The following is a 6,737-nucleotide window of genomic DNA, read 5'->3' as shown; positions in this document are numbered from 1 at the left end:
AGTTTAAGTGTCGCCAGGTCAGCTCTTTATAGTCATGAGCGGGGCATGCCTGTCCGCATTCAGGGCAGGGGAACAGGCTGCCACGATCGGCCTCAACAGTCAGATGCAACTGGTGAGGTGATGAGGATATATCCAGGTGCTAATCAACCAGTTTCCAGGGCGCTTCTAATCCCAGGCCCAGTGCAAAAATCTGATTGCCGTCCATGATTTATCCTCTCTGAAAAAAGTGCTTATTTTGCTACAACTCTCAAACAGGAATCCACACCTAACGTCGAGGATCCAAAAATTGGCAAGATTACTTATGATAAAAGCCAGACTTTATATCTGGCAAGGGGTACAGAGAAAACCAAGACTATATATGTCGTATAAATATTTTTTAGTCAGATTTAATTTTAAAGAGAGGATCTAAATGCTTAGCAAAAACATACCCAGCTCTGGCCAAGGCATAAGCTGGACAGAGTGGGCTTTATACCGATACCCCGAACTAAGCAGGGAAACATTCAAACCACCGACCTCAGGAGCACAGCCCATGACCACTAAGATTCAAACGTCCATCACTCAAAAGGGGTTAACGACTACAGTTTCTTTTGAATATCACGCACCAGATTTCCAGCCCGAACTTCTAGCTCATGTACCGCCACTTGCAGGTTCATGTGCCTCAGACGAAGTTTCGGATCAAATTCAAGAGATTCTCCACAAACAAATGTCTGAGTGGCTTCCAAAAGTCTCTGCTGACACTGAAGCAACGCTTTTACAGCAGCTTGTACTGCCTCGGGTTCTTGAGGCTCACGATAAGACATAAATCTTCCTCTGATTTCATAGGATACCAGGGCACTATTTTTAAACGATTCAGCCACCACCCGGTGGATCACACCCCGAGTGGTCTTTCATGACCCTGGCTAAGCGCCGATCCTTTCGGTCTGATGTCCTTGTTTGCATGACACTGTCCTATCCGTGGTTAGTCATCCCTGCGTTCAGAGTTATGTTTTCTGTCATCTTCTATATCCCATTCCCGCATCAACAGAATGCAGGAGCCAACAAAGGCCGCTGGAATCAGGCTGTCTGTAAACGGCATGTCTATTAACAGATAGAAGAACAGAAACAGGCTTATCATCGTGCTGATAATGAAGAGTCGCATTTTCATAACTGTTACTTGTACGTGGGCAAGAGAATCCCTTTTCTCTTGTACCGTTTCAGCGTAGCAGGTTTTTCTGACCACCCGTGTAAGACTTTGTCCTGATCTTTCTGCCGTTTTCCCACCAGCGTATTGCCCCGCCTGCCGTTCCATTTCTCCGGTAGGTTGGGGCCTTTTTAAGGAGCATGTTATGGAACCCAGCCTCGTTAATCTGATTCATCTGAGAGATAAAGAGCAGTCCTATCGGGATAAAGCCTATGCCTCAGCTGATAGCTTTGTCCGGGATCACTTGCTGATGCAGGCCGACACCATTAAGGAACAGCATACAGAGATGCAGCGGGTTATGAGCGATAAGCCAAACCCGGTACTACTGGAGCTGAAACACAGGGAGGAACAGTTGAGTTTGTTTTAACCCCTATACCCGCTTTTTCCAGCTAACCACTTGTTTTTAAAGCCTCATTTTCATGAGAAAAACCGGAACCATCCATTTACTGTCGCTATTAAGGAGCCGTCTATGCGCCTGATCTGGCTGATCACCACCGCTGTACTTTTTACCGCCAGCAGCTATTTCAGCGTGCGTCTGTTGCTGCAGCTGGCGGATGATACCGCTACCGGTATCGCTTATGGTGCCGTGGCCATCGCACTGGCTCTGGTTCAGTATGCCGCGCTGCCGTATGGCATCCGGGGCTGGAGTCAGGGCAGGCATTTCTCTGCAGGCATTTACTTTGTCACCTGGGCATTACTGACCCTGCTCAGCATCGCGGCCAGTGCCGGTGCGCTGATTGGCGATACCCAACAGCAACAACATCGGCAGCATACCGGCAGCCAGGAGTATCAGCTACTCACCAGCCAGATTCAGCAACTGCAGGCACAAGCCAGCAGCATTCAGGCCACGGCTAAAACCGACAGCGAGAACGGCTATCGCAGCCGGGCTTTAAAGACACTGGATAAGCTCCCGGCCATTCAGGATCAGATCTCAGCATTACGCCTGCAGCTGAGTGCTTTACCGGCCAGCAGCAACACGGCGGCATCCGCACTTTTTGAGCGTATCGCCAGACAACTGAATGCCAACCCGGATCAGGTGATGACCGCTGCTTATCTTCTGGTAGCGGTACTGATTGAACTGGCGTTAACGGTGTCTGTCTCTGCCTTGTCAGAGGGTATATCCATGACGGTAACACCCGTGGCCACCGCATCCGTTCATAGGGCCACAGAGAACAATACGCCTCTGGAAGCGACTGAAACCCAGCGATCCGAAGGTCACGCAATCTCATCCTTACAAACGCCATCCCCACAATCCATAACCGAACCGGGCACTTTTACTGCCCGGCTTAAATCACTGATCAGGTCGCCGGATGGTCGGCCCGTTACCAGTTAAAGGAAAACATCATGTCTTTAACAACAATCTCACTCACCAGCAATGTCATCACAACCATACATACAATCCCAAATCTGACAGCAAAGCTGGAAACCCACTCAGCATTTACAACTAAGTCGATAACTCTGGACGCTGGCAGCATAAACCTTAGTTTTGAAATAAAGGATATGGACGAATTCAAAACATTCTGCAGCCAACACAACATCCCTATTTCTACCAGCCGTCTGGGGCCTACAGCAATCCACCCCGGTGATAACGGCGGCTGGATACACCCCGCAATAGAAGCCAATGAGAACGAAAAAAACACAATCGCAGACCTTATAAGCCATTTGACTCAAGGTGACTTCAAGGCCCAGAAAGTTTACTTCAAGGATACTGACCACACTCCCATCATGGACGAAATAGTCAGAAGAGATCTGATTAACTGGCACCCGGAGTACAACGCCAGACCAACCCCGGACAGTTTCCTTGTCGCTCAATTTATCGAGTTCGACCATGTCGACGATGACTATGCAGAACCTGTCGCAATCTTCGCAGTACCTGCAGATAAAAAACCATGAATCAGGAGCACATCAAATGACCCTTAAAGCCGTACCCATCAAACGCGATCCCGATGGCCACTGGAAGCACCCCGGTCTTCCAGACTGGTCAGACGATACCCCCAGCCATGAGATGGAAGCCTGGGCCATGATGAACAACCTGGAATCACAGGTTATGGCTATTGGCCAACGCATCAAGACAAAGGTTATTGATCAGTGGCTGGCCGGTGATACCTCACACCCGGACGCACAGGCCCTGCAGAAAACAACACAGGGCTATTTCGTTGCCGCAGTCAGCAAGAGCGAAGACCAGGTGTTTCTCTGGCTGCTCAAACCCTCCCAAACCGAACAAGGAGCATCAGCAGATGAAGTTCACACCGCAGCTTGATCAACAGGGCAATTACTTCTGGTTAGTGGAACTGAGATGTTATCAGCGTCTGCTGATGGCAGAAGGCAACACTCTGAAAGAAGCCATTGAGAACAGCATGAAGCTGGTCGAAGAGATGGGTATTCAGGCCGCCCGGAGGAAGTTTCCCGCCTTATGATCTGCCCTGTTACCCCACACACATTTCATGACATCTGAAGCCCTGGCACCGACCGGGGCTTTTTAATACAAGGAAGACATTATGACTAAGACATTTAACCCTGCCGTTACCCAATCCTCTGCCGTCATTTACGCTCACACTGACGAAGAACTGGGACAGCATGGCATCCGCATCGGTCGCGCCCAGCTGGATGCCTTCCGTGATAGCAACAACTTTGTTTACTGGCCACTGCCCGGCAGCCGCCGCACTTATGACAAACAGCAGGCCATTCAAGCCGCTAAACGTATCAACCGCATGATTGGAGGCGACACATGAGCCAGCTGTCCATTGAAGAGGCTGCCAAAAAGCTGAGCTTCCCCGGTGGCCGCAATGCTCTGTACAAGTTTTTACGGGATCACGCTGGCTTTCAGGGCACGATCCCGCCCTATCACCTGTGCTTTCACGGATTCTTTAAAGTGATCGACGGCCAGTATGAACGAGGCCGCCGCACCGTTTACACCCAGACCACCAAAGTGACCACGCAGGGGCTGACCTATATTGCCCAGCTGATGGAAAAGCACCCGCAAGAACCTCACAAACCAACCAGAAGCAACCGCAAAAGTGAGAAAACAAATGCGAACTGATTTTGCTCTGCTGGCGATCTACCAGCAAACATTGATTCCTTTAGAGGTCTTTTGTACCAAAGAAATGGGGATCTCTTTTGTTACGGCTAAAAACCAGCTTTCGGCTAATATTTTTCCTATTCCCGTTATCCGGGAAAACCGAAAGCTTTTGGTTCATATTGACGATGCAGCCCACTGGATTGACACCCAACGGAAAAAAGCCATTAACAATACAGCAGCCTAAGACCACTTTTCCGCCACGTCCGCCGGTCTCAGATTTGTGTACCGGCGCAGGCTACTCCAGTCTTTGTGGCCAGAGATCATCGCCACCTCCTGAATCGGCATCCCCTTTTCGAATAATCGGGATACGCCCTCGTGCCGCAGATCATGAAATTTCAGATCTGTAATCTCACAGAATTTGCAGATTCTTCTGAATCCTGCAGAGACCGATTCAGCTGAATAAGGAAAGATAAACTCTCCCTGCCTGGGCATCTCTTCAATAATACGTTTAGCACCGGCCAGCAAAGGCACCGTTTGATGATTGCCTTTTTTATCTGTCGGGTGTTTACGATCCCTGATGATAATAGTGCTCTTACCAGCATCATAATCTTCCCACTTCAAACGACAGATTTCCCCCAGCCTCATACAAGATTCAATCGCAAACTCAATCACATGACGATAAGAGATCCTGACCAGAGCATTATTATGCTGAACATGGGTATAGATCAGATCCAGCTCTTCCGGACTGATCCGGCGATCACGACTGACAGGAGGTCTGGATAAGCCGGAACGCTTCAACACACTCAGCCATGACCGGTAATCATTACGAAGGGATTCTGGTACACCGGCTTCATAAACGCCAGTTGAGATGGCTCCGGACAAAAACATCAGGTTATGCCGAACGGTTGCCGGAGAGACTTTATCGACATTCACACGGGCTTCTGCAAACTCTCTGACCATAGCCAGAGATAAATCCGCCAGCGTGCATTCAAAGGCTTCAGAGACTACCTTGCTATTAGAGCGCATCTGTGTATCGTGTCGGTGGTCGTTGCTACGCTCCAGGTGTTTAACGTGGAGCTTGCACAGTTCTGCAACGGTCAGGGTCAACCCTGGTTCAGTTGCTGAGAATACGCCGTTCTCTATATCCAGCTCAATCTGTGCTGCCCAGCGCTGTGCCTGCACTTTTGTGGTGAAACTTTTACTCTGTGCGGGATGCCCTTTTTTGCGTACAATAGCCCGCCAGCGTGTACCACGCTTCTGAAATGTCGCCATCAGTGTACCACCTATTTTCCTTTTTCTGGCCAAAACAGCCAACTGGTACAATAATGGTACACTAACTTTGATATTCTGGGGTATTTCAGGGTATCACCAGTGATTTAATTCTGATTAACAAACCTCTGAAAGCCGCATGAATACTGAAAAAACCCCGAATTATCCGAATAGAAGATTTTCCGTCGCCCCCATGATGGATTGGACAGATCGCCACTATCGTTACTTTGCCCGCCTGATGAGCAAAGAAGCACTTCTGTACACAGAAATGGTTACAACCGGAGCTATTCTGTACGGTAAAAACAGGGATCGTTTTCTGGCGTATAACGATAGTGAACATCCTCTGGCGCTTCAGCTGGGTGGAAGCAACCCGGAGCATCTGGCGGAATGCTCACGTATCGCAACGGAATATGGCTATGATGAAATCAATCTGAATGTCGGTTGCCCCAGTGACAGAGTTCAGAATAATATGATTGGTGCTTGTCTTATGGCCCACAAAGAACTGGTTGCCGATTGTATCGAGGCCATGCAGAGTGCCACAGATAAGCCGGTCACTGTAAAATGTCGTATTGGTATTGATGATCAGGAGCCTGCTGAACTACTTCCTGCGTTCCTGGAAACAATCATGGCACGAGGTTGTAAAAATTTTACTATTCATGCAAGGAAAGCCTGGCTTGACGGCCTGAGTCCGAAGGAAAACAGAGAAATCCCACCTCTGGACTATAATCTGGTCTACCAGATGAAAGAACAGTATCCACAACTGGAAATTGTCATTAATGGTGGCATTAAAAGCTTCTCTGAAATGCAAGAGCACTTAAACTCTGTGGATGGTGTTATGATTGGCCGCGAAGCATATCAGAACCCTTATTTGCTGGCTGAAGTTGATCAACGTTTATTTAACTCTGACCGGGATGTTATTTCCCGTCATGATGCAGTATCAATGATGCTGCCTTACATCGAAAGCCAGTTACAGAATGGTTGTTATCTTGGCCATATCAGTCGACATATGCTCGGTATTTTTCAGGGCTGTGCCGGAGGCCGTAAATTCCGTCGTTATATCAGTGAAAACGCTTATAAAGCTGGCGCAGGCCCTGAAGTCATCGAACAGGCCCTGGCTTTAGTCTCTGAGCAAGCTATTGCTGATCAACAATACCAGGATAGCCGTTACGCTGACTGACACCCAGACAAAAACCTCATGCTGAACCACTTTACAGTTTACTCTGTCTGTCATAGTGTTATTGCATAATTTAATTTTTCTCTTTAAAAACA

The 6,737-nt window shown here is 48.5% G+C and carries 12 protein-coding genes; 9 read left to right on the top strand and 3 right to left on the bottom strand.

Translation table 11 applies throughout. From position 1 onward, the window contains the following. Positions 1-575: 575 nt before the first annotated feature. Together H4O21_RS10785 and H4O21_RS10780 are read right to left on the bottom strand one after the other, a co-directional pair. A complete protein-coding gene (locus tag H4O21_RS10785; protein ID WP_182808874.1) occupies positions 576-800 on the bottom strand; it encodes a hypothetical protein in 225 nt (74 codons plus the stop codon). Between the two features lie 158 nt (positions 801-958). After that, a complete protein-coding gene (locus H4O21_RS10780) occupies positions 959-1,144 on the bottom strand; it encodes a hypothetical protein (protein ID WP_182808873.1) in 186 nt (61 codons plus the stop codon). A gap of 181 nt (positions 1,145-1,325) precedes the next feature. On the opposite strand from H4O21_RS10780, the gene H4O21_RS10775 reads away from it, so the two are divergent. From H4O21_RS10775 to H4O21_RS10740, 8 genes are all read left to right on the top strand, one after another. Beyond that, entirely contained in the window at positions 1,326-1,547 is a 222-nt protein-coding gene (locus tag H4O21_RS10775; RefSeq protein ID WP_182808872.1) for a hypothetical protein, read from the top strand. A 102-nt stretch (positions 1,548-1,649) separates the two neighbouring features. Continuing rightward, the gene (locus H4O21_RS10770) at positions 1,650-2,513 is read left to right on the top strand and encodes a hypothetical protein (protein ID WP_182808871.1); all 864 of its coding nucleotides are present in this window, start codon (positions 1,650-1,652) and stop codon (positions 2,511-2,513) included. Between the two features lie 11 nt (positions 2,514-2,524). Beyond that, complete coding sequence (locus H4O21_RS10765) at positions 2,525-3,073, top strand: hypothetical protein (protein ID WP_182808870.1); 549 nt, start codon at positions 2,525-2,527, stop codon at positions 3,071-3,073. Positions 3,074-3,089: 16 nt separating this feature from the next. Then, positions 3,090-3,440 carry a hypothetical protein gene (locus tag H4O21_RS10760; RefSeq protein WP_182808869.1) on the top strand — a complete coding sequence of 117 codons (351 nt, stop codon included), beginning with the start codon at positions 3,090-3,092 and terminating at the stop codon, positions 3,438-3,440. Then, positions 3,418-3,597 (top strand): hypothetical protein, encoded by a 180-nt coding sequence (locus H4O21_RS10755; RefSeq protein WP_182808868.1) that lies wholly within the window; start codon positions 3,418-3,420, stop codon positions 3,595-3,597. The genes H4O21_RS10760 and H4O21_RS10755 overlap by 23 nt, the downstream gene beginning before the upstream one ends. A gap of 81 nt (positions 3,598-3,678) precedes the next feature. After that, positions 3,679-3,912 carry a hypothetical protein gene (locus H4O21_RS10750; RefSeq protein WP_182808867.1) on the top strand — a complete coding sequence of 78 codons (234 nt, stop codon included), beginning with the start codon at positions 3,679-3,681 and terminating at the stop codon, positions 3,910-3,912. Continuing rightward, a complete protein-coding gene (locus H4O21_RS10745; RefSeq protein ID WP_182808866.1) occupies positions 3,909-4,220 on the top strand; it encodes a phage antirepressor KilAC domain-containing protein in 312 nt (103 codons plus the stop codon). The genes H4O21_RS10750 and H4O21_RS10745 overlap by 4 nt, the downstream gene beginning before the upstream one ends. Further along, positions 4,210-4,443, top strand: a complete 234-nt coding sequence (locus tag H4O21_RS10740) for a pyocin activator PrtN family protein (RefSeq protein ID WP_182808865.1) — start codon at positions 4,210-4,212, stop codon at positions 4,441-4,443. The genes H4O21_RS10745 and H4O21_RS10740 overlap by 11 nt, the downstream gene beginning before the upstream one ends. Here H4O21_RS10740 and H4O21_RS10735 read toward each other — a convergent pair. Next, positions 4,440-5,471 carry a site-specific integrase gene (locus H4O21_RS10735; RefSeq protein WP_182808864.1) on the bottom strand — a complete coding sequence of 344 codons (1,032 nt, stop codon included), beginning with the start codon at positions 5,469-5,471 and terminating at the stop codon, positions 4,440-4,442. The genes H4O21_RS10740 and H4O21_RS10735 overlap by 4 nt on opposite strands. A 136-nt stretch (positions 5,472-5,607) precedes the next feature. Between H4O21_RS10735 and dusA the strand changes: the two genes are divergently transcribed. Then, positions 5,608-6,645 carry a tRNA dihydrouridine(20/20a) synthase DusA gene (gene dusA, locus H4O21_RS10730; RefSeq protein WP_182808863.1) on the top strand — a complete coding sequence of 346 codons (1,038 nt, stop codon included), beginning with the start codon at positions 5,608-5,610 and terminating at the stop codon, positions 6,643-6,645. The last annotated feature ends 92 nt before the right edge of the window (positions 6,646-6,737 follow it).

Origin of the sequence: Oceanospirillum sediminis, assembly GCF_014164585.1 — a bacterium.
Lineage (GTDB): Bacteria > Pseudomonadota > Gammaproteobacteria > Pseudomonadales > Halomonadaceae > Oceanospirillum > Oceanospirillum sediminis.
This window is presented reverse-complemented; position numbering and strand designations above follow the sequence as displayed.